The 23,918-nt window shown below is 69.0% G+C and carries 22 protein-coding genes and 4 tRNA genes; 11 read left to right on the top strand and 15 right to left on the bottom strand.

The annotated features are described in order from the left end of the window. The first annotated feature begins 32 nt into the window (after window positions 1-32). Both ACE3PU_RS05530 and sseA read left to right on the top strand, forming a co-directional pair. Window positions 33-1,253: a class I SAM-dependent methyltransferase gene (locus ACE3PU_RS05530; RefSeq protein WP_374387502.1), complete on the top strand. Its 1,221-nt coding sequence runs from the start codon at window positions 33-35 to the stop codon at window positions 1,251-1,253. After that, entirely contained in the window at window positions 1,250-2,074 is an 825-nt protein-coding gene (sseA, locus tag ACE3PU_RS05525; RefSeq protein ID WP_374387500.1) for a 3-mercaptopyruvate sulfurtransferase, read from the top strand. Before ACE3PU_RS05530 ends, sseA begins: the two co-directional genes overlap by 4 nt. 4 nt (window positions 2,075-2,078) lie before the next feature. On the opposite strand, the gene ACE3PU_RS05520 is transcribed toward sseA, so the two are convergent. Beyond that, complete coding sequence (locus ACE3PU_RS05520; RefSeq protein ID WP_374387498.1) at window positions 2,079-3,398, bottom strand: dicarboxylate/amino acid:cation symporter; 1,320 nt, start codon at window positions 3,396-3,398, stop codon at window positions 2,079-2,081. 33 nt (window positions 3,399-3,431) lie between these two features. After that, window positions 3,432-4,526, bottom strand: a complete 1,095-nt coding sequence (locus ACE3PU_RS05515) for an amino acid ABC transporter substrate-binding protein (RefSeq protein WP_374387496.1) — start codon at window positions 4,524-4,526, stop codon at window positions 3,432-3,434. A 79-nt stretch (window positions 4,527-4,605) separates the two neighbouring features. Between ACE3PU_RS05515 and metC the strand changes: the two genes are divergently transcribed. Beyond that, window positions 4,606-5,769 (top strand): cystathionine beta-lyase, encoded by a 1,164-nt coding sequence (metC, locus tag ACE3PU_RS05510; protein ID WP_374387494.1) that lies wholly within the window; start codon window positions 4,606-4,608, stop codon window positions 5,767-5,769. Here the strand turns inward: metC and ACE3PU_RS05505 are convergent, their stop codons facing one another. The 9 genes from ACE3PU_RS05505 to ACE3PU_RS05465 all read right to left on the bottom strand — a co-directional run bounded on the left by ACE3PU_RS05505 (window position 5,770) and on the right by ACE3PU_RS05465 (window position 11,840). Then, on the bottom strand, window positions 5,770-7,389 hold the full coding sequence (locus tag ACE3PU_RS05505) for an acyl-CoA dehydrogenase family protein (RefSeq protein WP_374387492.1): 1,620 nt from the start codon (window positions 7,387-7,389) through the stop codon (window positions 5,770-5,772). It abuts the gene before it with no gap. A 59-nt stretch (window positions 7,390-7,448) separates the two neighbouring features. Next, a tRNA-Arg gene (locus ACE3PU_RS05500) sits at window positions 7,449-7,525 on the bottom strand. A gap of 18 nt (window positions 7,526-7,543) precedes the next feature. After that, on the bottom strand, window positions 7,544-7,849 hold the full coding sequence (locus ACE3PU_RS05495; RefSeq protein ID WP_374387490.1) for an ETC complex I subunit: 306 nt from the start codon (window positions 7,847-7,849) through the stop codon (window positions 7,544-7,546). 82 nt (window positions 7,850-7,931) lie between these two features. Next, window positions 7,932-8,008, bottom strand: a tRNA-Pro gene (locus tag ACE3PU_RS05490). Window positions 8,009-8,053: 45 nt separating this feature from the next. Beyond that, entirely contained in the window at window positions 8,054-8,548 is a 495-nt protein-coding gene (locus ACE3PU_RS05485; protein WP_374387488.1) for a DUF192 domain-containing protein, read from the bottom strand. A 34-nt stretch (window positions 8,549-8,582) separates the two neighbouring features. Then, window positions 8,583-9,101 (bottom strand): cold-shock protein, encoded by a 519-nt coding sequence (locus tag ACE3PU_RS05480; protein WP_374387486.1) that lies wholly within the window; start codon window positions 9,099-9,101, stop codon window positions 8,583-8,585. Window positions 9,102-9,358: 257 nt separating this feature from the next. Then, window positions 9,359-9,433: transfer RNA gene (locus tag ACE3PU_RS05475), tRNA-Glu, on the bottom strand. 91 nt (window positions 9,434-9,524) lie between these two features. Next, window positions 9,525-11,342: a single-stranded-DNA-specific exonuclease RecJ gene (recJ, locus tag ACE3PU_RS05470; RefSeq protein ID WP_374387483.1), complete on the bottom strand. Its 1,818-nt coding sequence runs from the start codon at window positions 11,340-11,342 to the stop codon at window positions 9,525-9,527. Window positions 11,343-11,381: 39 nt separating this feature from the next. Continuing rightward, a complete protein-coding gene (locus tag ACE3PU_RS05465; RefSeq protein ID WP_374387481.1) occupies window positions 11,382-11,840 on the bottom strand; it encodes a hypothetical protein in 459 nt (152 codons plus the stop codon). Window positions 11,841-11,925: 85 nt separating this feature from the next. Here ACE3PU_RS05465 and phaC point away from each other — a divergent pair, with 85 nt between their 5' ends. From phaC to ACE3PU_RS05440, 5 genes are read left to right on the top strand one after another with little or no spacing between them, the layout of a single operon-like run. Continuing rightward, the gene (gene phaC, locus ACE3PU_RS05460; protein ID WP_374387479.1) at window positions 11,926-13,893 is read left to right on the top strand and encodes a class I poly(R)-hydroxyalkanoic acid synthase; all 1,968 of its coding nucleotides are present in this window, start codon (window positions 11,926-11,928) and stop codon (window positions 13,891-13,893) included. After that, window positions 13,890-14,270, top strand: a complete 381-nt coding sequence (locus ACE3PU_RS05455) for a hypothetical protein (protein ID WP_374387477.1) — start codon at window positions 13,890-13,892, stop codon at window positions 14,268-14,270. Before phaC ends, ACE3PU_RS05455 begins: the two co-directional genes overlap by 4 nt. Before the next feature lie 41 nt (window positions 14,271-14,311). Continuing rightward, window positions 14,312-15,676 (top strand): O-antigen ligase family protein, encoded by a 1,365-nt coding sequence (locus ACE3PU_RS05450; protein ID WP_374387475.1) that lies wholly within the window; start codon window positions 14,312-14,314, stop codon window positions 15,674-15,676. Continuing rightward, window positions 15,642-17,732, top strand: a complete 2,091-nt coding sequence (locus ACE3PU_RS05445) for a DNA topoisomerase IV subunit B (RefSeq protein ID WP_374387473.1) — start codon at window positions 15,642-15,644, stop codon at window positions 17,730-17,732. Before ACE3PU_RS05450 ends, ACE3PU_RS05445 begins: the two co-directional genes overlap by 35 nt. Before the next feature lie 39 nt (window positions 17,733-17,771). Then, window positions 17,772-19,184 (top strand): FAD-binding oxidoreductase, encoded by a 1,413-nt coding sequence (locus ACE3PU_RS05440; RefSeq protein WP_374387470.1) that lies wholly within the window; start codon window positions 17,772-17,774, stop codon window positions 19,182-19,184. Between the two features lie 44 nt (window positions 19,185-19,228). Here the strand turns inward: ACE3PU_RS05440 and ACE3PU_RS05435 are convergent, their stop codons facing one another. Then, window positions 19,229-19,582, bottom strand: a complete 354-nt coding sequence (locus ACE3PU_RS05435) for a phage holin family protein (RefSeq protein ID WP_374387468.1) — start codon at window positions 19,580-19,582, stop codon at window positions 19,229-19,231. 110 nt (window positions 19,583-19,692) lie between these two features. Here ACE3PU_RS05435 and ACE3PU_RS05430 point away from each other — a divergent pair, with 110 nt between their 5' ends. The 3 genes from ACE3PU_RS05430 to ACE3PU_RS05420 all read left to right on the top strand — a co-directional run bounded on the left by ACE3PU_RS05430 (window position 19,693) and on the right by ACE3PU_RS05420 (window position 20,909). Next, on the top strand, window positions 19,693-20,130 hold the full coding sequence (locus ACE3PU_RS05430; RefSeq protein WP_374387466.1) for an HIT family protein: 438 nt from the start codon (window positions 19,693-19,695) through the stop codon (window positions 20,128-20,130). 57 nt (window positions 20,131-20,187) lie between these two features. Then, window positions 20,188-20,263 (top strand) — tRNA-Thr (locus ACE3PU_RS05425). 19 nt (window positions 20,264-20,282) lie between these two features. Further along, entirely contained in the window at window positions 20,283-20,909 is a 627-nt protein-coding gene (locus ACE3PU_RS05420; RefSeq protein ID WP_374387464.1) for a TetR/AcrR family transcriptional regulator, read from the top strand. On the opposite strand, the gene ACE3PU_RS05415 is transcribed toward ACE3PU_RS05420, so the two are convergent. Genes ACE3PU_RS05415 through ACE3PU_RS05405 form a run of 3 tightly spaced genes read right to left on the bottom strand, consistent with a single transcriptional unit; the run spans window position 20,906 to window position 23,844 of the window. Beyond that, window positions 20,906-21,661: an A24 family peptidase gene (locus tag ACE3PU_RS05415; RefSeq protein WP_374387462.1), complete on the bottom strand. Its 756-nt coding sequence runs from the start codon at window positions 21,659-21,661 to the stop codon at window positions 20,906-20,908. The two genes, ACE3PU_RS05420 and ACE3PU_RS05415, sit on opposite strands and share 4 nt — an antisense overlap. Before the next feature lie 33 nt (window positions 21,662-21,694). Continuing rightward, the gene (locus ACE3PU_RS05410) at window positions 21,695-23,563 is read right to left on the bottom strand and encodes a ferrous iron transporter B (protein WP_374387460.1); all 1,869 of its coding nucleotides are present in this window, start codon (window positions 23,561-23,563) and stop codon (window positions 21,695-21,697) included. Beyond that, complete coding sequence (locus ACE3PU_RS05405; RefSeq protein ID WP_374387458.1) at window positions 23,563-23,844, bottom strand: ferrous iron transport protein A; 282 nt, start codon at window positions 23,842-23,844, stop codon at window positions 23,563-23,565. Before ACE3PU_RS05405 ends, ACE3PU_RS05410 begins: the two co-directional genes overlap by 1 nt. Between the last annotated feature and the right edge of the window lie 74 nt (window positions 23,845-23,918).

Below are 23,918 nucleotides of genomic sequence, written 5' to 3'. Positions count from 1 at the left end.
CCCTGTCCCTGCCGAGTGAAAGATATCCAACGATGAGCGTCGCCACCGCAGAGATCGAAGCCGTCGCCCGCCGCACGCCGCGCGTGTTCGCGATGCTGCTTCGCCTGCTTGCCGCCAACTGGACCGTCGGTCGCCTGACTGTGCGGCTGCCCAACGGCGAGACCCACGTCTTGCAGGGCGACAAGCTCGGGCCCCAGGGCGTCCTGGACGTGAAGGACTACGCCTTCGCGCGCCGCGTCCTGGCCGCCGGCGACATCGGCTTTGCGGAAGGCTACATGGCCGGCGAGTGGGACACGCCGCATCTGGCGGCCCTGCTGGAAACCCTGGTCGACAATTACGACCATATCCGCCGCCTGTTCGACGGCCACTGGCTGATGAAAGCGGTGAACTGGCTGGCGCATCGCCGCAACCGCAACAGCCGGGCGGGCTCGAGGAAGAACATCCACGCCCATTACGACCTGGGCAACGCCTTCTACGCGGCCTGGCTGGACGGATCGATGACCTATTCCTCGGCCCGGTTCTCGCGCGAAGGCGAGACGCTGGAGGCGGCCCAGCGCGAGAAATACGCCTCTCTGGCCCGGCTGATGGATTTGAGGCCGGGGATGTCGGTGCTGGAGATCGGCTGCGGCTGGGGCGGCTTCGCCGAGTTCGCCGCCCGCGAGGTCGGGGTCAGGGTCACCGGGGTGACCATATCGCGTGAACAGCACGACTTCGCCCGCCAGCGCCTGTTCAACGCCGGCCTGTCGGACAAGGCGTCGATCGAACTGATCGACTATCGCGACGTTCAGGGCCGCTTCGACCGCGTCGCCTCCATCGAGATGTTCGAGGCGGTGGGCAAGGAGTACTGGCCCGCCTACTTCGGAAAGATCCATCAGGTGCTGGGCCCGGGCGGTCGCGCCGGCCTGCAGATCATCACCATCCAGGACGCCCTGTTCGACGAGTACAACGCGCGCACCGACTTCATCCAGAAGTACGTCTTTCCGGGCGGCATGCTGCCGTCCGAGGCGAAGTTGAAGCCCGTGATCGCCGAAGCGGGTCTGGTCTGGGACGTGGTCGAGCGGTTCGGCCAGGACTACGCCGAAACCCTGAAACGGTGGGACGAGCGGTTCCAGGCGGCCTGGAGCGACATCCGTCGGATCGCCGGCTTCGACGAGCGTTTCCGCCGCCTGTGGCGCTTCTACCTGGCGTATTGCGAGGCCGGCTTCCGGTCGGAGCGCACCGATGTCGTGCAACTGGCCCTGAGTCGCGCATGAGCCCCCTGATCTCGCCCGCCGAACTGGCGGCACGCCTGGAACGACCCGATCTGCGGATCATCGACGCCAGCTGGCATCTGGATGGCCGGGACGCCAAGAGCGATTTTGAGCGCGCCCATATTCCGGGTGCGGTCTTCCTCGACCTGGAGACCATTTCCGATCAGGACAGCGCCCTGCCCCATATGCTGCCGGCCCCGCCCGAGTTCGCCCGGACGGCCGGCGCCGCGGGCGTCGCTCTCGACGATCATGTCGTCGTCTATGATACGGCCGGGCTGTTCTCGGCCGCGCGTGTCTGGTGGATGTTCACCGTCATGGGCGCTGGGCGGGTCCAGGTGCTGGACGGCGGCCTGCCCGCATGGCGGGCCAGCGGCGGTCCCGTAGTGGCGGGGGCCTCGGCATCGACGCCCGCGACGTTCACGCCCCAATTCGACCCGACGGCCGTCGCCGACATCGACGCTGTTCGCGCGGCCCTGGGCGGGGACGCACAGGTGGTCGACGCCCGCGGCGCGCCCCGGTTCCGCGGTAAGGCCGCCGAACCCCGCGCCGGCGTCCGGTCGGGCCACATGCCGGGCGCGATTAACCTGCCTTACAATCGGCTGCTGAACGACGACGGCACCATGAAGCGCGGACCGGCCCTGGCCCAGGCCTTCGCCGACGCCGGAGTGGACGTCGACCGGCCGGTCACGACCACCTGCGGATCGGGCGTCACCGCGGCCATCCTCAGCCTGGGACTGGCCGAACTGGGGAGGCCGTCGCGGCTCTACGACGGCTCCTGGTCCGAATGGGGCGCCCGCGCCGACACCGAGGTCGAGACGGGCTGACCGTTCAGGCGGCGGGAGCGGCGGGAACGTCCGCGTCCGGCGCGATCGAATCGTCCGTCTCGCCGCGCGACACGATCGTGGCCAGGGCCAGGTCGCCCGTAACGTTCAGCGTCGTGCGACACATGTCCAGGAAACGATCGACGCCAAGAATCAGTCCGATGCCTTCGGCCGGCACGCCGACCATCACCAAGATCATGGCCACCACCGGCAGCGATCCGGCGGGCACGCCTGCGGTGCCGACGCCGCCCAGGATGCACACCAGCATCACCACGACTTGCTGGGTGATGGTCAGGTCGATGCCGAAAAATTGGGCCAGGAACAGAACCGTCACCCCCTCGAACAGGGCCGTGCCGTTCTGGTTGGCCGTGGCGCCCACCGTCAGGACGAAGCGGGCGATCTTGCGCGGCAGATGCAGCTGCTCCTCGGCCGCCCTAAGCGAGAAGGTCAGTGAGGCGTTGGACGATGCGGTGGAGAAGGCCACGATCATCGGCTCGCGCACGCCGCGGAAGAAGGCGACCGGCGACATCCCGCCCAGCAGCCACACCACCAGCGGATAGACGACGAACATGTGGATCGCCATCGCGCCGACGGCGACGCCGACATAGGCCGCCAGCCGCAGCAGCAGCTCCACCCCGAACAGGGCCGCCAGGTTGAACATCAGGCAGGCGATGGCCAACGGCGCCAGCTTGATGAACAGGTTGATCAGCTTCATCGTCACTTCGAACAGGCCCTGGATCACCTCCTGCAGGCGGTCCGTCGCCGGGCTCTTGGCCATGACCAGGCCGATGCCGAAGAACAGGGCGAACACCATCACCGGCAGGATCGCGTTCTCGGCGGCCGCGGTGAAGACGTTGGACGGCACCAGGTCCAGGAAGAAGTCGCCCAGCGATATGCTGGTCGGGGCGTTTTCCACGATGTTGGCGGCGCCGTCTCGCCCCTGCTCCAGCAGCGATTGCGCCAGGGCCGGATCGACCCCGCGGCCGGGCTGCAGCGCATTGACCATCACCAGACCGATCACCACGGCGATGCCCGAGATCAGGATCGTCAGCAGCAGGGTCTTCAATCCCGCTCGCCCCAGCGACGCCAAGTCGCCCATTTCGGCCACCCCAATCACCAGCGCCGAGAACAGCAGCGGGATCACCATCATGAACAGCAGACGCAGGAAGATCTGGCCGATCGGGCCGGTCACGTTCGCGGTCAGCCACTGCACCCAGGCTGCATCGGCGCCCAGCGTCAGGTTGACGAGCAGCCCTCCGCCCAAACCGACGACGAAGCCGATCAGCATCAGCCAGTGAAGCGGAAGCCCGCGTTTCGTCTGCGTCATCTGTCCCCCAGGACCATAGCGAAGAGGCGGCGCTTATCGGATTGGCAGGCCGTAGATCAAGCCGCCGGGCCGCGCGTTCCATTGTGCGTTCAATCCGCGCGCCAGGTCGAGAGGTGATTGCGACCCCAGATTCCGGTCGAAGATCTGGCCATAGTTGCCGGTGGCGCGAATGGCGTCGAACGCCCAGGTCTTCGACAAGCCCGCCATGGCGCCATAGTCGCCTTCCACGCCCAGCAGACGGCGCACGCGCGGATCACGGCTCTCCTTGGCCAGAGCTTCGGCGTTCTCGCGCGTAACCCCCAGCTCCTCAGCCAGAATCACAGCGTTCAGAGTCCAGCGCACCACGGCGGCCCAGCGGTCGTCGCCGGGTTTGACCGCCGGGCCCAGCGGCTCCTTTGAAACCACGTCCGACAGGATCACGTGCTCTTGCGGATTGGACAGCACGGTCCGGGCGGCCGCCAGGGCGGAGATGTCGGCGCTGAAGGCGTCGCAGTCCTCGCGGCCATAGGCGTCGCGCGCCGCTTCCTCGGTCGCCAAGACAACGGGGCGATACGCGACGCCGCGCGAGCGGAAGAAGTCGTCCGCGTTGGCCTGGGCGTTCGACCCGGCCTGGACGCACACCCGCGCCCCGTTCAGCTCGGCGGCGCTGGCCAGGTTCAGCGATCGACGAACCAGGAAGCCTTGGCCGTCGTAGTAGTTGACGCCCGCAAAGACGAAGCCCTCTCCGGCGTCGCGGCTCATCGTCCAGGACGAGTTGCGCCACAGCACGTCGATCCGGCCGTCGTTCAGGGCGGCGAATCGATCCGCCGCCGTCAGGGGCACGAATCGCACGGCTTCGGCGTCACCGAAGATCGCCGCCGCCATGGCCCTGCAGAAGTCCGCATCGAAGCCCCGCCATTGACCGCGATTGTCCGTATAGGCGAAGCCCACAAGGCCCTGGTGCACGCCGCAGTTCAGCCGTCCCCGCCGCTTTATCGCCGCCAGGGTCGGGCTCTCGGGCAGTTCGGACGCCTCGACCGTTTCGGACGGCGCGATCTTCGGCGCCGGCGTCGTCTCAGGCGCGTTCTGGCCGCAGGCCGCCAGGCCCGTCAGCAACGCCGCCATCGCTCCGATCATGCTGAACCGCATCGCGTCCAATCCTCCGCGGCTTGCGCCCCGCGGACTTTAGAGGCCTTTAGGCCCCGATCCGCAACCCGCCGGAGGAACCATGTCGCCGCAATCGGACCGCACCCGCCTCATCGCCTCCGCCACGCGACGGGGTCTGGGACGCCGACCCGTCAGCCCGCCGGTGGAACGCGCCTCGACCATGCTCAGCGACCGCGCCGACGCGATGCGCGACGACTCCGAGGGTCCGGTCTATGGGCTGGACGGCGGATCAGCTGCGCGCGAGCTGTGCGCCGCCCTGGCTGGTCTCGAGGGAGCGGAGCGCGCCTTCATCGTGCCCTCCGGCCTCGCCGCCGTCACCGTGCCGTTGCTGGCCCTCACACGCCCGGGCGACGAGGTGCTGACGACCGACGCCGTCTATGGCCCCAGTCGACGTTTCCTCAGCCGTTATCAGGCCGCGCGGGGCGTCACCGCACGCTTCCTCCCCGCCGGGTCGGACGCCCAGGCCGTGCTCGATGCGGTGAGCGAGCGCACGCGGGTGGTTCTGCTGGAATCGCCCGCCTCCCTTACGTTCGAGATGATCGACGTCGCGGCCGTCGCCGCTGGCTGCCGCGCGCGCGGCGTCGTGACCGTGCTGGACAACACCTGGGGCGCCGGTCTGGCGTTCAAGCCCCTGGCGCACGGCGTCGATGTCAGCGTTCAGGCCCTGACCAAATACGCCTCCGGCCATTCCGACCTGCTGATGGGCGGCGTCGCGGTGGCCGACGCCCGACACGCCCGCGCCGTCGGCGACACGATCGAGGATCTGGGGTGGCACGTCTCGCCCGACGACGCCTGGCTGGCGCTGCGCGGCCTGCGCACCTTGCCGCTGCGCTATGGCGAACAGGCGCGCTCGGCCCTGCGCGTCGCCGAATGGCTGCAATCACGACCGGAGGTGTCGCGCGTTCTCTACCCGCCCCTGCCTGGCTCGGTCGCCCACGATCTGTGGCGGCGCGACTTCACCGGGGCGGCGTCCCTGATGGGCGTCGTCATGAGGGGCGGAGACGCCGCCGCGGGCCGTCGCCTGCTGGACGCCCTGACCCTGTTCGGCCTCGGCTACTCATGGGGCGGGTTCGAAAGTCTGGTCACCCACGAAACCCACCAGATGAGCTATCGCGACCATCCGCCGGCGCTGGAGGGCGAGCTGATCCGCCTGCATGTCGGACTGGAGCATCCCGACGACCTCATCGCCGACCTCCACGCGGGCCTGGCCGCCTTCACCGGCTGATCAGGCCGGCGTCGCCCGGCGCAGTATGGCGTCCGTATCGATCCTGGCGTCGTAGGCGCCGTAGGCCGCGCCCCGCGCCCTCAACCTCAATCGGCAGAAAGCCTCCGCGACAGGACTGTCCCACGCCAGCAGGACCGCGGCCTGACTGGCCAGCGCCAGCCGCTCGACCACCAGCCGCGCTTCCGCCTCATGCGCCGCTTCGAACGCCAGGTCGTCCAGCCAAGCGTCATAGTCGGCGTCACGCCCACGCCGGTCCTCCAGAAAACCGCGCAGCGCCTCGACGGCCTCGGGCTCGCGTCCCATGGCCCGCAGCACGTCCAGCGCGATCACATTGCCCGAACCTTCCCAGATGGCGTTCAGCGGCGACTGCCGGAACAGGCGCGGCATCGGCCCCGTCTCGACATAGCCGGCCCCGCCCAGGCTCTCCATCGCCTCGTAGACGAAGCCCGGCGCCCGCTTGCACACCTGGTACTTGGCGATCGGGGTCAGCAGGCGCGCCAGCGGGTCATCCTGGTCGAACGCCTGCGCCAGCCGAAGACCCAGCGCCGTCGACGCCTCGCTCTCGACCGCCAGGTCGGCCAGCACGGCCGCCATCATCGGCTGGTCGATCAGCCGCTTCTGGAAGGCGGAACGGTGCGACGCGTGCCACACCGCCTGCGCCAGGGCGCCGCGCATCTGCTGAGCCGAGCCCAGCACGCAGTCCAGCCGCGTGTGCTGGACCATGCGTATGATGGTGGCGACGCCCCGCCCCTCCGGCCCGATCCGTTGCGCCAGGGCGCCATGGTACTCGATCTCCGACGAGGCGTTGGAGCGGTCGCCCAGCTTGTCCTTCAGCCGCATCACCCTGAAGCCGGCGTTGCGCGCGCCGTCGGGCGTCCAGCGGGGCGCCAGGAAACAGGTCAGCCCGCCCTCCGCATAGGCCAGGGTCATGAAGGCGTCCGACATCGGCGCGGAGCAGAACCACTTGTGGCCCGTCAGCGCATACCAGCCGTCCTCGCCCGTCGGCGCGGCGCGGGTCGTGTTGGCCCGGACATCCGAGCCGCCCTGTTTTTCGGTCATCGCCATGCCGAGCGTGACGCCGGCCTTGTCCGCCGCCGGTCGCACCGCCGGATCGTAGCGGCCCGTCAGGATGCGCGGCGTCCACTCGGCGGCGACGGCAGGCTCGGCCGCCAGCGCCGGGACCGACGCATAGGTCATGGTCATCGGGCAGGTCGTGCCCGAATCGGCCTGGGCCGTCAGGAACAGGACGGCGGCGTGCGCCACATGGCCCGCTGGCGTCCCGTCCCACGCGACCGAGGCGAAGCCGCTCTCCAGCCCCAGCGCCATCAGCTGATGGTAGGCCGGGTGAAACCGCACCTCGTCGATCCGGCGCCCATAGTGGTCGAAGCTGTCCAGCACCGGCGGCTGCCGATTGGCCTCAATGCCCCAGCCGATCACCTGCGCCGACCCGCACCGTGCGCCCAAGGCCGCCAGCCGCGCGCTGTGGGCGCCGCCGCCGGCCCTGTTCACGGCGTCGCTCAGCGCCCGGTCGCCCGTGAACAGGTTCACGTTCTCCAGCGGCGGCGGCTGGTTCAGGACTTCGTGCGTGTCCAGGTGATCGACGGGACGAAGGGCGGACATGGCGGCTCCACGCGGATACCCAAGCGTAGGCCCTAAACCCCTCCGTCCGAAACCCGGCATGGCGCGCCCTGCAGGACTCGAACCTGCAACCGTCCGCTTAGAAGGCGGGTGCTCTATCCGGTTGAGCTAAGGGCGCCCGTCGCTGTGCCGGCCGTCAGTGCGTCCAGGGCTGCTTGCGGCCCGGAGCGAAGTTGTCGGCGTAGGCCTTGATGATGACCGGGGGGTCCTGCGGCTCATGCAGGCGGAACGGGATGCCGTGCCGCTCGGCGTAGGCGATCGCCTCGTCCTTGCTCTCGAAGGACAGCCGCACCTGACCGTTCATGTCGCTGGAGCTGGTCCAGCCCATCAGCGGATCGATGGTCCGCGCCGAAGCCGGCTCGAACTCCAGGCGCCAGTCGCGGCTCTTGGCCTTGCCCGACTGCATGGCGGTCTTGGCGGGGCGATAGATGCGGGCGAGCATGGCGGTGTCCTCATGGTCGTGACGGCGGCGCGTCTTTCGCCGCCATACCGCGCGCCGGATCGTTAATCCAGCGGCGTCCATTTGGTCGGGGCGAGAGGATTCGAACCTCCGACCCTCTGGTCCCAAACCAGATGCGCTACCAGGCTGCGCTACACCCCGGACCGAACGGAGCGCCCTCTTGCCACTTCGGACGAAGGTTCGCAATCAAGGTTTGAAATAGGGGTGGCGAACGAAATCGCCCGGTTTGGCGCCGATCTCCTCGGCGCGGCCCGCGCGCAGCTCCAGGACGCCGTTCGACGGGCCGTTCGACGGGATCGGCGCTTCGGACTGGGGCGTGGTGTGCGAGGCGATCGAGACGATCCGGCCGGTCGGGTCGATGTAGACGATGTCCAGCGAACTGGGCGTGTTGCGCATCCAGAAGCTTTGCTCGCGCGCGGGCTCGCCCGGCCATGTGAACAGCATGCCGCGGTCCGCTTCCAGCGGCGGACGGAACATCAGGCCGCGCTGGCGCTCGGGCTCCTCGTCGGCGATCTCGACCCAGAAATCGTGCGCTCCGGTCGCGGTGACCAGCGTCAGCCGCTCCATCGGCTCGCCGGTCGCGCCCGTCGGCGCCGCCTGCTGCGCGCACGCGGCGACACCCAGCGACAAGACCAGGCCCAGCCCCAGGGCCAGCACAGCCGCCCTCGCGGCGCGTTTCATCAAGGCCGACATTCGCCCTCCTTGGGCGAATCGTTCACTCGCCCGGTCTGATTTCCGCCACGACCAGTCCCTTGGGGCCGCTGGCGAACCGGACATGGACCGCCGACCCGGGGACCAGGTCATCGAAGCCGCAACGTCGCAGCGTCTCGATATGGACGAAGATATCCGCCGTGTCGCCCTCGCGCACCACGAATCCGTAGCCCTTGGTCCGGTTGAACCATTTGACCACCGCGGGTTCCAACCCCTCGCTGCTCTCGAACGGCGCGGGCCGCGGCGCGGGGGTTGGTTTGCGGGGCGAGGCGGCCGCGACGCCCCGGCCCAGATCGTGGATCTCGATCGCCTGCCACCCCTTGGACCGCTTGACGCAGTCACAGGTGATCGGCGCCCCTTCCTCGGCCATGTCGCGCCCGCTGTCGCGCAGGCTGCTTATATGCAGGAGAACGTCGCGCAACTCCGTCAGCGCCGGATCGTCCGGGACGATGAAGCCATAGCCCTTCGCCGGATCGAACCATTTCACGCGCCCGACGACTCGAACGGTCTCCGCCGTTTCCATCCCATCGTATTCAGACAACTTCAAACCCCCGTCCGCGTTTCCCTCATGGCGAACGAACAAGCTTAACACCGTTCTGCGAATATCAGGGAGGAGAATTGCAGGCGGACGAGGCCAGGGGCGCAATCTTCGGGCGAAATACTTGCGCGCTGTCGCCTGCAAGCAACCATTGACTGCCCTGTCGAGGGCCGCCGCGTCTGATATCGGGGTGTGCGGACAATCTGTGCAGCCGGTCGTCCGGGCCGCAAATCCGCCGCGCGTGGCAGTCCCTAGGGGAATCGAACCCCTCTTTTCAGGTTGAAAACCTGACGTCCTAACCGATAGACGAAGGGACCGCTGCGCGGGAGAGCCGGCGATATAGCCGCGCCCTCCCGAGGGTGCAAGACTCGATTTCCGGATTTTTCGGTCGTCCGCCTTATCAAGGCTTTAGGCCTGAACCATCCGGGGATCGGCCACGTCCTCGATCTCCAGCTGGACACCGCGACGGCCGTTCCAGTCGTCCGCCTTCAGGCGTCCGACGACGTGCAATCCCCCCTGCCCCGACAGCAGCGCCTGTCCGCCGGGCAGGTCCGCGCAGCGCCAAGCGACGGCCCGGATGGAGCCGCCGTCGGCGCCGACCAGGCGACAGCGCACATGCCCGCCGTTCATCTGCACCGGCTCGCGCGACTGCACCCCGGTCAGGGCGAAGACCGGTTCCGGATTGGCGGGGCCGAAAGGCGACAGGCGCTCGAAGCTGTCGAACAGCGCCCGCGTCGCGCCCGCCGGATCGACCAGGGCGTCGATCTCGAGCCAGTCCTCCGCGATCGCGACCAGCCGCTCCTGCGCAAGGCGGTCGTTCAGGAAGGCCGTGAGTTCGTCGATCCGTCCGCCCTCGACGGTCAGGCCCGCGGCCATGGCGTGCCCGCCCCCGGCCAGCAGGACCCCGGCCTCCCAGGCGGCCTGCACTGCCCGGCCCAGGTTCATGCCCGGCTGCGAACGGCCCGAACCCTTGCCGACCCCGCTGATCGGATCGACGCCGACGACGACAACCGGCTTGCGCCAGCGTTCACGCAGTCGTCCCGCCACGATGCCGACGACGCCCGGATGCCAGTCCTCGCCGGATACGACCACGACGGCCGAATCATCCGCATGGGCGCCGGTCGCTTCCACCCGGCGCACCGCCGCCTCGATCACGGCGCGCTCGACTTCGCGGCGCGAGACGTTCAGGGCGTCCAGCTCGGCCGCCAGCGCCGCCGCCTCGGCCGGGTCGCCGGTCGACAGCAGCCGCGCGCCCAGGTCGGCGCGGCCGATCCGCCCGCCGGCGTTGATCCGCGGGCCCAGGATGAAACCGCAATGATTGGTCTTGGCCGGCCCCGGTTCTGCCCCCGCCGCCGCGAGCAGCGCCTTCAGCCCCGGGTTTCGCCAGTCGCTCATGACCTTGAGGCCCAGACCCGTGAGCGCCCGATTGAACCCGGTCAGGCCCGTGACGTCGCAGATGGCGCCCAGGGCGGCCAGGTCCAGCCACTGGCGGATGTCGGGCTCGGCGCGATCCTTGAACAGTCCTCGTCCCCGCGCCTCGCGGTTCAACGCGGCCAGCAGCACCAGGACCACGCCCGCCGCCGCCAGGTTGCCCTGGCCGGAGTTGCAGCCTGGCCGGTTCGGATTGACGACCGCCAGCGCCCGGGGCGGTTCACCTCGCATCAGGTGGTGGTCGATCACCACGACCTTCAGGTCGATCGCCGCTGCATGGGCCAGCGCCTCGTTCGCCGCCGCGCCGCAGTCGACCGTCACCACCAGATCCGCCCCGGCCGCCTTCAGGCTGTCGAACGCTCGCGCGCTGGGGCCGTACCCTTCGGTCAGCCGATCGGGCACATAGATCGGCAGGTCGGCGCCCATGGCCCGGAACCAGCGCACCAGCAGCGCCGCGCTGGAGGCGCCGTCCACATCGTAATCGGCGAATACATGGACGCGAGCCCCGGCCTGCAGGGCGTCGACGATCGCCCGGGCGGCGGCGTCCATGTCCATGAAGCTGGAGGGATCGGGAAACAGGGCCCGCAAGGTCGGCTGCAGGAAGTCGGCGCCCTGATCCGGCCCGACCCCGCGCGAGGCCAGCGCCCGCGCCAGCGGCTCGTCCAGCCCATGCGCCTGCATGTGGGCGCGTGTCGTCGCCGCCTCCGCCGGGCGCAGCCGCCAGGCCCGTCCCGACAGGGAGCGCGATACGCCCAGGAAGGTGTTCAGACCCTTGATGCCGCCATCGTCCGCCATCAGCACATCATCCCGGGATTCTCCGGTCCCGGCGACCGCTCATCGCGGCGGGCGGCGATCGATCGGCGGCGGGGCCTTGGCGCGCTCCCGCAGGTCGCGGGCCAGGGCTTCGATCTCGGCGGCGGTGCGCGCCGAATCCGGCGAGACCGGCACGGCTCCGACCCGGGCCCGCGTCTCGGCGGCCAGCGCCTCGGCGTCGCCCAGCGTCCAGTCGATCCGCGCCACCTCGCCGCCCAGCGCCCCGCCCTGGGCTTCAAGGCCTTGCACATTGGCGGCGATCTGCGCGGGATCCGGCAGGCCCGTCGGCGCGGCGGGAAAGTCCTCCCAGCGCGGATAGCGACGATTGGCGTCCACCAGCGCCTGGACGCGCGGCGCCAACGGCGATGCGGCGTCGCTCTCCGGCGCGAACCGCCCGGCGCACGCTCCCAGGCACGCCGGGACCGTCGCCAGCAGGGCGGCGGCGAAAAGTCTCGTCTTTTTGGCGGATGGCGCGTTCATGTCTGGCCCGGTCTTATGCCATCATCGCCGTGTGCGGAAGGGCGGGAAACCGTCTGACGTCCGTCCGTCGTCGCCAAGGACACTCATGGCCAAGTCGCCCAAGCCGCCCGTCGACCCCGCCAGGGTTTCGCCCCGCAAGCCCGGCCGCCCCACCTCGCCCAAGCCGCCGCGCCCCGTCCGCGCGCGAAAGACGCCGCCCGCCGAGACGCCGGCCCAGGCCCAGGTCGAAGCGCGAGTTCCGGAAGCCGAGGCGGGCCCCTCGCCCGCGGCTGGCTCGGACCAGGCGCAACTGTTGGAAACCCTGTCGATGAACCTGGCCCGGGCGGCGATGACGGCCCATGGCGCGCTGGCGGAGGCCGCTCTGTCCCAGGCCGCCAGAAACCAGGAGACCGGGGCCAGCGCCTTGTCGCCCGATCCCTTCAACGTCGGCCCGGCCATGACGTCGATCATGACAAGTCTGGCGAGCCGTCCGGAAAAGCTGTTCCAGGCCCAGGCCGACCTGTTCGGCCGGTACATGGACCTGTGGGCCTCCAGCGCGCGCCAGGCGGCCGGCGAACCGCCCGCCCCCGCCCCGGCCGACAAGCGGTTCAAGGATCCGGCTTGGGCCGAAAACCCGATGTTCGACATGATGCGGCGCTCTTATCTGGCGACGTCGGACTGGATGAACGGCCTGATCGCAGGGGTCGAAGACGTCGATCCCGCCGTCAAGCGCCGCGCCCAGTTCTTCACGCGCCTTCTGACCGACGCCTTCTCGCCCGCCAACTTTCTGGCCTCCAACCCCGTCGCCCTCAAGGCGCTGGCCGAGACCAGCGGCGAATCCCTGGTCAAGGGGATGCAGAACTTCGCCGCCGACCTGGAGCGGGGCGGCGGCGCGCTGCGCATCAGCCAGGCCGACTACGGCAAGTTCGTCGTCGGCGAGAACGTGGCCACGGCGCCGGGCCAGGTCGTGTGGCGCGACGAGCTGTTTGAACTGCTCCAATACGCGCCGGACAGCGAGACTCAGCATGAGATCCCGCTGCTGATCTTCCCGCCCTGGATCAACAAGTTCTACATCATGGACCTTCAACCGGCGAACTCGCTCATCCGGTGGCTGTCCAGCCAGGGCTTCACCGTCTTCGTCTGCTCGTGGGTCAATCCGGATCTCGACAAGGCCGGCTACGGCTTCGACGAATATCTGGAGAAGGGCATCTACCGCGCCGTCGAAAAGACGCTGGAGCAGTCCGGGACCGACCGCCTGAACGCCGTCGGCTACTGCATCGGCGGCACCCTCCTCGGCGCCGCACTGGCGCACATGGCGGCGCGAGGCGACACCCGCGTCGCGGCGGCCACCTTCTTCGCCGCCCAGCACGACTTCGCCGAGGCCGGCGACCTGCTGCTGTTCACCGACGAGCATTGGCTGGGCGAGGTCGAGCGCCAGATGGACGCCGCCGGCGGCGTCCTGCCGGGCGCGGCCATGGCGGACACCTTCAACGCCCTGCGCGCCAACGATCTGATCTGGTCCTTCTTCGTCAGCAACTATCTGATGGGCAAGGATCCGCCCGCCTTCGACCTGCTGTTCTGGAACGCCGACCAGACGCGGATGCCCAAGGCCCTGCACCTGGCCTATCTGCGCCAGATGTACGGCGCCAACGCCCTGGCCCAAGGCGCCTTCGAGATCGGCGGCGAACGGGTCGACCTGTCTCGGGTCGAGATCCCGCTCTATTTCCAGGCCAGCCGCGAAGATCACATTGCGCCGATGAACTCGGTCTATCGCTCAGCCCGGCTGTTCGGCGGCGACGACGTCACCTTCACCCTGGCGGGCTCGGGCCACATCGCGGGGGTGATCAACGCGCCGGCCGCGCGCAAATATCAGCACTGGACCAACGACGCGCTGCCGCCCACCCTGTCCGAATGGCAGGCCGGCGCCATAGAGCATCCGGGCAGCTGGTGGGAGCACTGGGCGGCCTGGCTGCATCAGCGATCCGGTCCCCAGATCCCTTCGCGGGATCCCCTCAAGGGGCGCCTCAAGCCGATAGAACCTGCGCCCGGCGCCTATGTGAAAGTGAAGTCTTGAACCGCCTCGAACCCAACATCCTGCTGGCCGTCTCCACCGGCGTGGCGCTGATCCTTCTGGTCCTGACCGCCAGCGCCTTCGGCGAGCCGGGCAACGCCGTGAAATACATCGTCTCGGCCATCGTGTGCTCGGCCATCGTGGCGGTGCTGAACTCGTGGATGGCGCGGCGCATGGGCCAGACCGATCTGCAGCCGTTGATCCGGACCGAAGCGCCGACCAGCACCGTGCTGGCGGGCCTGTTTCCGCTGGCCGTCATTTTCGCCGCCGCCGCGCCCGTCTTCTTCCCCGGCCGTGACTACGGGCTGATGGTCATCATCGCCGCGGTCTGGTTCGGCGTCTCGGTCGATTCCGCCCTGCGCGCCCGCCGCGCGCGCTGAAAGCGAACGCTTCCTTAAGCCGACGGTGGAACCTTCCGGCCGTGGCCGCTGATCGTTTCCAGCCCGTCGGGATCATCCAGGAGGAACCGCCGCTGTGGGAACGGCTGGCGGCGGGCTTCGTCGTCTTCATGCTGACCGGCGCCCTGATCGCGCCGGTGCTGGCCCCGGACCAGGGCGAGACGCCGATCCTGCGCCTGATCTGGATCCCGGTCTATGCAGTTACGGCGGGCCTGGTAGCCTTTCGGTTCGACAAGGTGGTGCGCGCCTGGCCCGCCTGGCTGATGCTGTTCGGCCTTATCGCCCTGGCCTATGTCTCCAAATACTGGTCGATCGACCCCGGCGTGACCCAGCGCCGCGTCATCGCCATGGCGATCAACAGCGTCTTCGCCGTCTATGTCGGCTGCGTCTTCCGGGGCGTGGCCCTGCCGCGGATGCTGATGTGGACCTGCCTGCTGATGGCGGTCGGCAGCCTGATCATGGTCTTCGCCTTTCCGCGCATCGGCGTGCACCAGTATGACAACGCCGGGCTCTGGCGCGGCCTCTGGTACGAGAAGAACCAGATGGGCCTGGTCATGGTCGTCGGCGCCATCTCGGCCGCCGCAACCCTGGCGGCGGACCAGATCGCCGGCGTCGCACGCCGGCCCTGGGCGCCGGTGCTGACCTTCGCGCTCTGCACCCTGCTGGTCCTGGCGACGCAGTCCAAGACGTCCCTGCTGTGCTGGATGCTGGGCGTCGGCCTGGTCGGGGGCTGGTGGGTTCTGCGCCAGGGCGGCGCCGCGATCACTATCGCGGCCGTCTGGCTGGGCGTGGTCGTCTCGGCCTTGGGCGCCTGGGTCTGGAACTCCGATTCGGCCGTGATCCTGGAGGCGCTGGGCAAGGACCCGTCCCTGACAGGACGGACGCTGATCTGGGAGGCCCTGATGCGCAAGGTCGCAGAGCGCCCGTGGACCGGCTACGGCTTCAGCGCCTTCTGGGGCGAGGAGTCCATTCCCGCCCTGGAAATCCGCCTCGAAACCCAGTGGCCCGTGCCCTCGGCGCACAACGGCTGGATCGACCTGCTGGTGCAGCTGGGCTGGCCCGGCGCCATCGCCGTCGGGGGCGTCATGACCGTCTCGGCCCTGCTGATCCTCGGACGGATCAACGGCCTGGGCGCGCGAGAGGGCTACTGGAGCCTCGCCTATCTGGCCGTCTTCACCGCCCTGAGCCTGTCCGAAAGCGTGCTGCTGACCCACGCCAACCTGCCGTGGGTGCTGATGCTGGCCATCCTGTCGCGTGCGGTGACGTTCGAGCCGGCGCCCGTTCGCGCGCCGCTTGCCCCCAGGCCCGCGCGGGCCTACCAGAACCGGCCCCGAATCGCCTCAGACTATGTGAATGGCCCAGCCCGCCGACGACCTGTTCGCCTTTGATCCGCAGCCCGAGCCCGCAAAGCCCGAGCCGCCCCATCCTGCTGCGACCAAGCCTGTTGCGGTGACGCCGCCTGAAGCCCCGCCGGCCCCTGCTCCGGCCGCGCCCGCCCCGACCGCCGGGAGCACGAGCGCCTATTCCGCCTCCTCCATCGAGGTGCTGGAAGGGCTGGAGCCCGTCCGCAAACGCCCAGGCATGTATATCGGCGGCACCGACGAACGCGCCCTGCACCACCTGTTCGCCGAAGTCCTGGACAACGCCATGGACGAGGCTGTCGCGCGCCACGCCAAGCTCATCACCGTTGATCTCGACGCCGAGGGCTATCTGTCGGTTCGCGACGACGGGCGCGGGATCCCGGTCGATCCGCACCCGAAACACCCCGGCAAGTCGGCGCTGGAGGTGGTCATGACGGTCCTCCACTCGGGCGGCAAGTTCTCCGGGAAAGCCTATGAAACCTCTGGCGGTTTGCACGGCGTCGGCGTCTCGGTCGTCAACGCCCTGTCGGAGCATCTGGACGTCACCGTCTGGCGCGACGGCTTCGAGTGGAAGCAGTCCTTCTCGCGCGGCCATGTCCTGGGTCCGATCCAGCAGATCCAGCCGTCGAAGAAGCGCGGCACCCTGATCCGCTTCAAGCCGGACGACGAGATTTTCGGCGTCGGCGCCGCCTTCAAGCCCGCGCGCCTGTTCCGCATGGCGCGCTCCAAGGCCTATCTGTTCCGCGGCGTCGAGATCAGATGGACCTGCGCGCCCGAGCGCATCACCGACACCACCCCCGCCCAGGCGACCCTGCACTTCCCCGGCGGTCTGGCCGACGCCCTGATGGACCGCATCGGCGAGCTCGAGACCGTCACCCCGACCTTCGCCGGCCGCGCCGAGCGCCAGGGCGAGGCGGGCGCCTTCGAATGGGCCGTTACCTGGTCGCCGATCGGCTTCGGCGAATCCGACGGCTTCATTCAGTCCTATTGCAACACCGTCTCCACCCCCGACGGCGGCACGCACGAAGCCGGCTTCCGCGCCGCCTTGGTCAAGGGGCTCAAGGCTTACGGCGAACTGACCAACGAGAAGCGCGCGGGCGTCATCACGGCCGAGGACGTCATCGCCAACGCCGGCGCCCTGATCAGCGTCTTCATCCGCAATCCCGAGTTCCAGGGCCAGACCAAGGACCGCCTGTCCTCGCCCGAGGGCGCCCGCCTGGTCGAGCAGCTGCTGCGCGATCCGCTGGACCACTGGCTGACCGAAAGTCCCAAACAGGCCAACGCCCTGCTCGGCTTCGTCATCGACCGGGCCGAGGACCGCCTGCGTCGCCGTAAGGACAAGGAGGTCCAGCGCGCCGCCGCCACCCGCAAGCTGCGCCTGCCCGGCAAGCTCTCGGACTGCTCCCGCCAGGCCGCGGAGGGCACCGAACTCTTCATCGTCGAAGGCGATTCGGCCGGCGGCTCGGCCAAACAGGCGCGCGACCGCACGACCCAGGCCATCCTGCCCCTGCGCGGCAAGATCCTGAACGTCGCGTCGGCCACGGCGGACAAGCTGCGCGCCAATGTCGAGCTTTCGGATCTGGCCCTGGCCCTGGGCGTCCAGCCCGGCAATCGCTTCAACATCGACGACCTGCGCTATGAGCGGATCGTCATCATGACCGACGCCGACGTTGACGGCGCCCACATCGCGGCGTTGCTGATCACCTTCTTCTACCGCGTCATGCCCGAAACCATCCGCCAGGGCCGGGTCTTCATGGCCCTGCCGCCGCTGTACCGGATCAGCGCCGGGCCGCTCAGCGAATACGCCCGCGACGACGCCCACCGCGACGAACTGCTGGCCACCGTCTTCAAGGGCAAGAAGACCGAGATCGGCCGGTTCAAGGGCCTGGGCGAGATGATGGCCTCCCAGTTGAAGGAGACCACCATGGACCCGAAGAAGCGAACCCTGGCGCGCATCACGGTCCCCGACGCCGAGAGCAGCGTCGAGGATCTGGTCGAGCGGCTGATGGGCAAGCGGGCCGAGGCGCGCTTCCAGTTCATCCAGGAAAACGCGCAGTTCGTGAAAGAAGAACTGGACGTCTGAGGGCCTTCCCACCCATGGCCACGCCTGACACAAGGGGGCATGCAGACGTCCGCTCCCTCCTCCGCCGTTCTTGACGAACTGAAGACTGCGCTCGGCCCTGGCGGCTGGACGCAGGATCCCGAGGTCATCGCGCCGTCGCTGACCGAATGGCGTAACCGCTGGACCGGGAACACGCCGATCCTGCTGACCCCGCGCTCGGTCGAGGAGACGGCGAAGGCCGTGACGATCTGCGCGAGCGAAGGCGTGGCGATCACACCGCACGGCGGCGGCACCGGTCTCGTCGGCGGCCAGGTGCCTTTCGGCGAGGTTCTGCTGTCGACGCGCAAGATGCGCGCCGTGCGCGACGTCACGCCGCTGGACGACGCCATGACGGTCGAGGCCGGCCTGACCCTGCTGGAGGCGCAGCAGGCGGCGACGGCGGCCGGCCGCTACTTCCCGCTCAGCCTGGCCGCCGAGGGCTCGGCCACGATCGGCGGGGTCATCTCCACCAACGCCGGCGGCACTCAGGTGCTGCGCTACGGCATGATGCGCGACCTGGTGCTGGGCCTCGAGGCCGTGATGCCGAATGGCGAGATCTTTCGCGGCCTGAAGCGGCTGCGCAAGGACAACACCGGCTACGACCTGAAGCATCTGCTGATCGGCGCCGAGGGCACGCTCGGCGTCGTGACCGCCGCCACCCTGAAGCTCTTTCCCATCATGCGCTCGCGCGCCGTCGCCGTCGTCGGCCTGGAGACGGCCGCCGCCTCGGTCGAACTCCTGGCCCGCGCAAAGGCCGAGACCGGCGGCGGCGTCGAGGCGTTCGAGCTGATGAAGCGCCTCGGCATGGAGCTGGTGCTCAAGAACATTCCCGACACCCGCGAGCCGCTGGACTCGACGCCCCACTGGTATGTCCTGATCGAGATCGCTTCGGGCGCGCCGGGCGCCGCCGAGGCCCAGATGGAGGCCCTGCTGGAAGTCGCCTTCGAACAGGGCCTGATCACCGACGCCGCCATCGCCCAGAACGACGCCCAGCGCGCCGCCTTCTGGCGCCTGCGCGAAGAACATTCGGCGGCGCTAAAGCCCGAGGGCGGCGGCTGGAAGCATGACGTCTCCGTCCCCATCAGCCGCATCGCCGACTTCATCGACGAGGCCTCCGCCGCCGTCGAACGCTTCCATCCCGGCGCCCGCATCTCGGTCTTCGGCCACGTCGGCGACGGCAATCTGCACTACGACATCCTGCCCGGGGTCGGTCAGGACATCCCCGCCTTCATCGGTCGCTGGAAGGAAGGCTCACAGGTGGTTCACGACGTCGTCGGAGCCTACGACGGCTCCATCTCGGCCGAACACGGTCTGGGCCGGCTGAAGACCGAAGAGGTCAAGCGCTACAAGTCTCCCCTCGAAATCGAGACCATGGCCGCCATCCGCCGCGCGCTCGACCCCAAACGGATCATGAACCCGGCCGTCTTGTTCTAGACTCGCCGGCTCATCCGCCGCGCTCGGAACGACGCGGCGTCGCGTCACGCCCGCTCGCGCTCTCCGATGAAGGCGCCGGCGATCCAGCTGACCACGCCCGTCACTATGGCCGCGCCAATACCGGCCCACAGGCCGTCGACCGCGAAGCCGTCCAGGAACATGGCCGTCAGTCCGATCATCGCCGCATTCACCACCAGCAGGAACAACCCCAACGTCAGCACCGCGATCGGGAAGGTCAGCACCACCATGATCGGACGCACGATCGCATTGACCAGCCCCAGGATGATCGCCGCAGCCACCAGCGAGCCGTTGCTGGTGAAGTCCACGCCCGGCACGACCTGCGCCGACAGCCACAGCCCCGCCATGGTGACCACGGCCTGGATGATGAAACGGATCATGTCGCCCTCCGACGCTTTCAAGCGTCGCCATAATGCGTCAGCGCGCCGAAGGCTCCCCCTCGCCGGCCCCGGCTGCTATCCGTTACGACCCAAGCGAACGGAGCCCGCCCATGAGCCTGCACGGCGACTACGATCCCGACAACGTCTTCGCCCGCATCCTGCGGGGCGACCTGCCCTCGGTGAAGGTGTGGGAGGATGAGCGCGTCCTGGCCTTCATGGACGTCTTCCCCCAGTCCGAGGGCCATGTCCTGATCATCGCCAAGGGCTCCCAGGCCCGCAATCTGCTGGATGTCGAGCCCGAGCTTCTGGCTCACATGACCGCCGCCCTTCAGCGCACCGCCCGGGCGGTGGAGAAGGCCCTGAAGCCCGAGGGGATCAGCGTCATGCAGTTCAACGGCGCCGCTGGCGGTCAGACCGTCTTCCACCTGCACTTCCACATCGTGCCGCGTTGGGAGGATCGGCCGATGAAGGGCCACGGCCATGCCCCCATGGCTGACGCCAAGGCGCTCGAGGCGCTGGCGACCCGTATTGCCGCCGAACTCGACTGAGCCCGCTTGCGCCCGCCGCGATCCATCCGCATAAGGCGCGACAGGCCCCTGGGTCAGGCCGGTTTAGCTCAGTTGGTAGAGCGCCAGTTTTGTAAACTGGATGTCGCGGGTTCGATTCCTGCAACCGGCACCAATCACTTCGACGCGAGGACATGGCCGACAACAAGAACAAGCTGGGGCACAGGATCGGCGCGCGAGGCGAGCGCACGCGCACGGCCATCCTTGAAGCCACCCGGCGGCTCTTGAATGAACGGCACTACGGCGAAATTCGCGTCGCCGACCTGGCCGCCGCCGCCGGGGTGTCGCCCTCGAACTTCTACACCTACTTCAAGACGGTGGAGGAGCCGGTGCTGGCGCTGTGCGAGGCCGCGGCGGACGACTTCCAGGGTCTGGCCAATCACTTCCAGGCCGACTGGCCCGGCGACCGGGCGTTCGCGATCGCGCGAGCCTTCATTCTCGACGTCATGGCCATCTGGCGGGCGCACGGCCAGGTGCTTCGGGTGGAGCATATGCTGGCGGACAACGGCGACGCCGCCTTCGTCGAAAGCCGAGTGCGCCGCCTGCGCCGCCTGCACCTGGCGATCGAGCGTCGCGTCGCCCAGGCCCATGCGGCGGGTCTGCACCCCAAGGACTACAACCCGCGCCTGGCCTCCTACCAGATCGCCTCGATCGCCGAATCGACGGCCGCCAGCTTCGACCTGCTGCGCCGCGCCGACACGCCGGAAGCCATCCTGGACACCGCGGCCATCATCATCGTCAAGCTGACGACCGGACGCTAGAGCCCCAGCGGCCCGTACAGCCAGGTCAGCCAGACGCCGATCGCCAGGAAGACCCCGAACGGAAGGCGGTCAGTGGCGCTGACGCGACGCCGCACGACCAACTGGGCGAAGACGATGCTCAATCCGGCCGCCGAAGCCCAAAGCAGGACGCTGGGCAAGCCCGTCCATCCCACCCACGCGCCGCCGGCCGCGAACAGAAACGGGTCGCCGCCGCCCAGGCCGTCGCGCCTGCGCACCAGCTTGTAGAGCCTGGCCAGACCCCACAAGGCGGCGAAGCCGACCGCCAGCCCGACAAGGCTCCATCCCGCCCCGCTCCAGCCGTGAAGAAGGCCGGCCGCCAGCACCCCCGTCCCCGCCAGCGGCCAGGTCAGGACATCCGGCAGCCAGAAGTGCTCCCCGTCGATCAGCGCGATCAGCAGCATCTGCCATCCCAGGACAGCGGACGCGATCGCAAACGCCGCATCCGGCGTCGCCAGCCCGGCCCAGACGCCGATCGCCGCCGCGCCGATCTCCACCAGAGGATAGCGCCGCGAAATGGGCGTCCGGCAACGCCCGCAGCGTCCACGCAGCGCCAGCCAGCTCAGGACCGGAACCAGCTCCCAGGGCCGCAGAGGCTGCTCGCAGGCCATGCAGCGCGAGCGCTGCGCCACGATGTCCTGCTCTCGCGGCAGGCGGACGCTGACCGCGGCGATGAAGCTGCCGAAGATCAGACCCAACCCGCCCAGGATGACGGCGATGACGGCGGGATTCATGGAACGGCTCGCGCGGCGGATGGCCCGCCCGCCTTAGCCGCCCCCGAGCGCCACCGCCACATGATAGGTCGCGAAGGACGCCAGATAGGCCAGACCGAACATGTAGCCGATCATGATCCAGGTCCATTTCAGCGAGTTGGTCTCGCGCCGCACGACGCCCAGGGTCGCCACGCACTGGGGCGCGAAGATGTACCAGGCCAGGAAGGACAGGGCGGTCGCCAGCGACCATTGCGCCGACAGGGTGGAGGCCAGCAAACCCGTGGCGTTCTCGGCGTCGGCGATGGCGTAGGTCGTGCCTAGCGCCGCCACCGCCACCTCCCGCGCCGCCATGCCGGGGATCAGGGCGATGACCATCTGCCAGTTGAAGCCGATGGGCGCGAAAACGGGCTCCAGCGCCCGGCCGATCATGCCGGCGAACGAATAGTCTATGGCCGGCAGGGTCGCGTTCTCGGGCGGATAGGGGAACGTCGCCAGCACCCACAGCAGGATCACCAGCGGCAGGATGATCCGGCCGGCGCGGTTGAGGAAAATCTTGGCCCGGAGCCAAAGATTGAACAGGACGCTGCGGGCGTCCGGCGTCTTGTAGGCCGGCAGCTCCATCATGAAGGGCTCGACCGCCCCGCGCCAGAACACCTTGCGGATCAGCAGCGACACCACCAGCGCGCTGGCGATGCCGGCCGCGTAGAGGCCGAACATCACCAGACCCTGCAGGTTGGCGAAGCCCCAGACCGTCTCGTTGGGAATGAAGGCGGCGATGATCAGCGTATAGACCGGGATCCGCGCCGAGCAGGTCATCAGCGGCGCCACCAGGATGGTCGTCATCCGATCCCGCCTGGAATCGATCACCCGCGCCGCCATCACGCCAGGAATGGCGCAGGCGAAGCTGGACAGCAGGGGAATGAAGGCGCGGCCATGCAGGCCCGCGCCGCCCATGATCTTGTCCATCAGGAAGGCGGCCCGGGCCATGTAGCCGAAGTCTTCCAGCGCGATGATGAACAGGAACAGGATCAGGATCTGCGGCAGGAAGACCAGCACGCTGCCGACGCCGGAAATGATCCCGTCCACGATCAGGCTCTGCACCAGGCCGTCGGGCAGGATCGTGGCGACCAGGCCGCCCAGCCAGCCGATGCCGCCCTCGATGCCGTCCATCAGGGGCGCCGCCCAGCTGAACACCGCCTGGAACATGACGAACAGCAGGGCCAGCAGGATGGCGAGCCCGGCGACGGGATGCAGCAGCACCGCGTCGATCCGGCCGGTCAGGGTGTCGGGCCGCTCGGGCGGCTGGACGCAGGCCTTCATGATACGCTCGGCTTCGCGGGCCGCCGCGCGCAACTCGGCGGCGTCGGGGCTGCGCCACCGGCTCTCGGCCGAGGCTGCGGCGTCGATCTGCGCCTCCACCGCGGCGACCAGGTCGTCGATCCCCCGCCTGCGGGTGGCGACCGTGGTGATGATCGGCGCTCCCAGCTCGGCGCGCAGACGTTCCAGATCGATCCGCAGGCCCTGACGCTGGGCGATGTCGTACATGTTCAGCGCCAGCACCATCGGCCGGCCGACGGCCTTCAACTCCAGGATCAGGCGCAGCACCAGGCGAAGGTTGGTCGCGTCCGCCACGCAGACGACCACGTCCGGCGGCGTCTCGCCGGCCAGACGGCCAAGCACCGCGTCGCGCGTCACCTCTTCGTCCGGGCTGCGGGCGCGCAGGGAATAGGTGCCCGGCAGATCGAGGACCGACATGGATCGGCCGGAGGCGGCGCGGATCAGCCCCTCCTTCCGCTCGACGGTCACGCCGGCGTAGTTGGCGACCTTCTGGTGGGCGCCGGTCAGGGCGTTGAACAAGGCGGTCTTGCCGCTGTTGGGATTGCCGACCAGGGCGACGCGGGCGGTCTTCAGGGCCATGTCCATCAGGCGGCGCCCCGTTCGCCGTCGTCCAGCCTGATGGTCAGGCTGGCGGCCTCATGCCGGCGCAAGGCCACGCGCATGTCATCCACCCTCAGCGCGATGGGATCGCGGCCGAACAGGCCCTCGTGCAGCAGTTCGATGCGCGCGCCCTCGACGAACCCCAACTCCAGCAGCCGGCGCTCCAGCTCGACCTCTTGGGTCTGGTGGTGACAGTGGCCGCCGACCTCGACGATCACGCCGCGATCACCGCGACGGGCCTGGCTCAACTTGATGGTGTCGGTCAAAATCTACGCTCATAAGGGCGAGCCGCCCCCGCTGGACCCGCGTGTATCTGACACTGATTATCAGGTGCGCCCCC

Origin of the sequence: Brevundimonas sp., assembly GCF_041911375.1 — a bacterium.
Classification (GTDB): Bacteria; Pseudomonadota; Alphaproteobacteria; order Caulobacterales; family Caulobacteraceae; genus Brevundimonas.
The sequence above is the reverse complement of the archived record's forward strand: the minus strand, read 5'-3'. Positions and strand labels throughout refer to the sequence as shown.

Coding starts and splice junctions, on each gene's coding strand:
- ACE3PU_RS05530 (WP_374387502.1), top strand. CDS start 33: ATGAGCGTCGCCACCGCAGAGATCGAAGCCGTCGCCCGCCGCACGCCG.
- sseA (WP_374387500.1), top strand. CDS start 1,250: ATGAGCCCCCTGATCTCGCCCGCCGAACTGGCGGCACGCCTGGAACGA.
- ACE3PU_RS05520 (WP_374387498.1), bottom strand. CDS start 3,398: ATGACGCAGACGAAACGCGGGCTTCCGCTTCACTGGCTGATGCTGATC.
- ACE3PU_RS05515 (WP_374387496.1), bottom strand. CDS start 4,526: ATGCGGTTCAGCATGATCGGAGCGATGGCGGCGTTGCTGACGGGCCTG.
- metC (WP_374387494.1), top strand. CDS start 4,606: ATGTCGCCGCAATCGGACCGCACCCGCCTCATCGCCTCCGCCACGCGA.
- ACE3PU_RS05505 (WP_374387492.1), bottom strand. CDS start 7,389: ATGTCCGCCCTTCGTCCCGTCGATCACCTGGACACGCACGAAGTCCTG.
- ACE3PU_RS05495 (WP_374387490.1), bottom strand. CDS start 7,849: ATGCTCGCCCGCATCTATCGCCCCGCCAAGACCGCCATGCAGTCGGGC.
- ACE3PU_RS05485 (WP_374387488.1), bottom strand. CDS start 8,548: ATGAAACGCGCCGCGAGGGCGGCTGTGCTGGCCCTGGGGCTGGGCCTG.
- ACE3PU_RS05480 (WP_374387486.1), bottom strand. CDS start 9,101: ATGGAAACGGCGGAGACCGTTCGAGTCGTCGGGCGCGTGAAATGGTTC.
- recJ (WP_374387483.1), bottom strand. CDS start 11,342: ATGGCGGACGATGGCGGCATCAAGGGTCTGAACACCTTCCTGGGCGTA.
- ACE3PU_RS05465 (WP_374387481.1), bottom strand. CDS start 11,840: ATGAACGCGCCATCCGCCAAAAAGACGAGACTTTTCGCCGCCGCCCTG.
- phaC (WP_374387479.1), top strand. CDS start 11,926: ATGGCCAAGTCGCCCAAGCCGCCCGTCGACCCCGCCAGGGTTTCGCCC.
- ACE3PU_RS05445 (WP_374387473.1), top strand. CDS start 15,642: ATGGCCCAGCCCGCCGACGACCTGTTCGCCTTTGATCCGCAGCCCGAG.
- ACE3PU_RS05440 (WP_374387470.1), top strand. CDS start 17,772: ATGCAGACGTCCGCTCCCTCCTCCGCCGTTCTTGACGAACTGAAGACT.
- ACE3PU_RS05435 (WP_374387468.1), bottom strand. CDS start 19,582: ATGATCCGTTTCATCATCCAGGCCGTGGTCACCATGGCGGGGCTGTGG.
- ACE3PU_RS05430 (WP_374387466.1), top strand. CDS start 19,693: ATGAGCCTGCACGGCGACTACGATCCCGACAACGTCTTCGCCCGCATC.
- ACE3PU_RS05420 (WP_374387464.1), top strand. CDS start 20,283: ATGGCCGACAACAAGAACAAGCTGGGGCACAGGATCGGCGCGCGAGGC.
- ACE3PU_RS05415 (WP_374387462.1), bottom strand. CDS start 21,661: ATGAATCCCGCCGTCATCGCCGTCATCCTGGGCGGGTTGGGTCTGATC.
- ACE3PU_RS05410 (WP_374387460.1), bottom strand. CDS start 23,563: ATGGACATGGCCCTGAAGACCGCCCGCGTCGCCCTGGTCGGCAATCCC.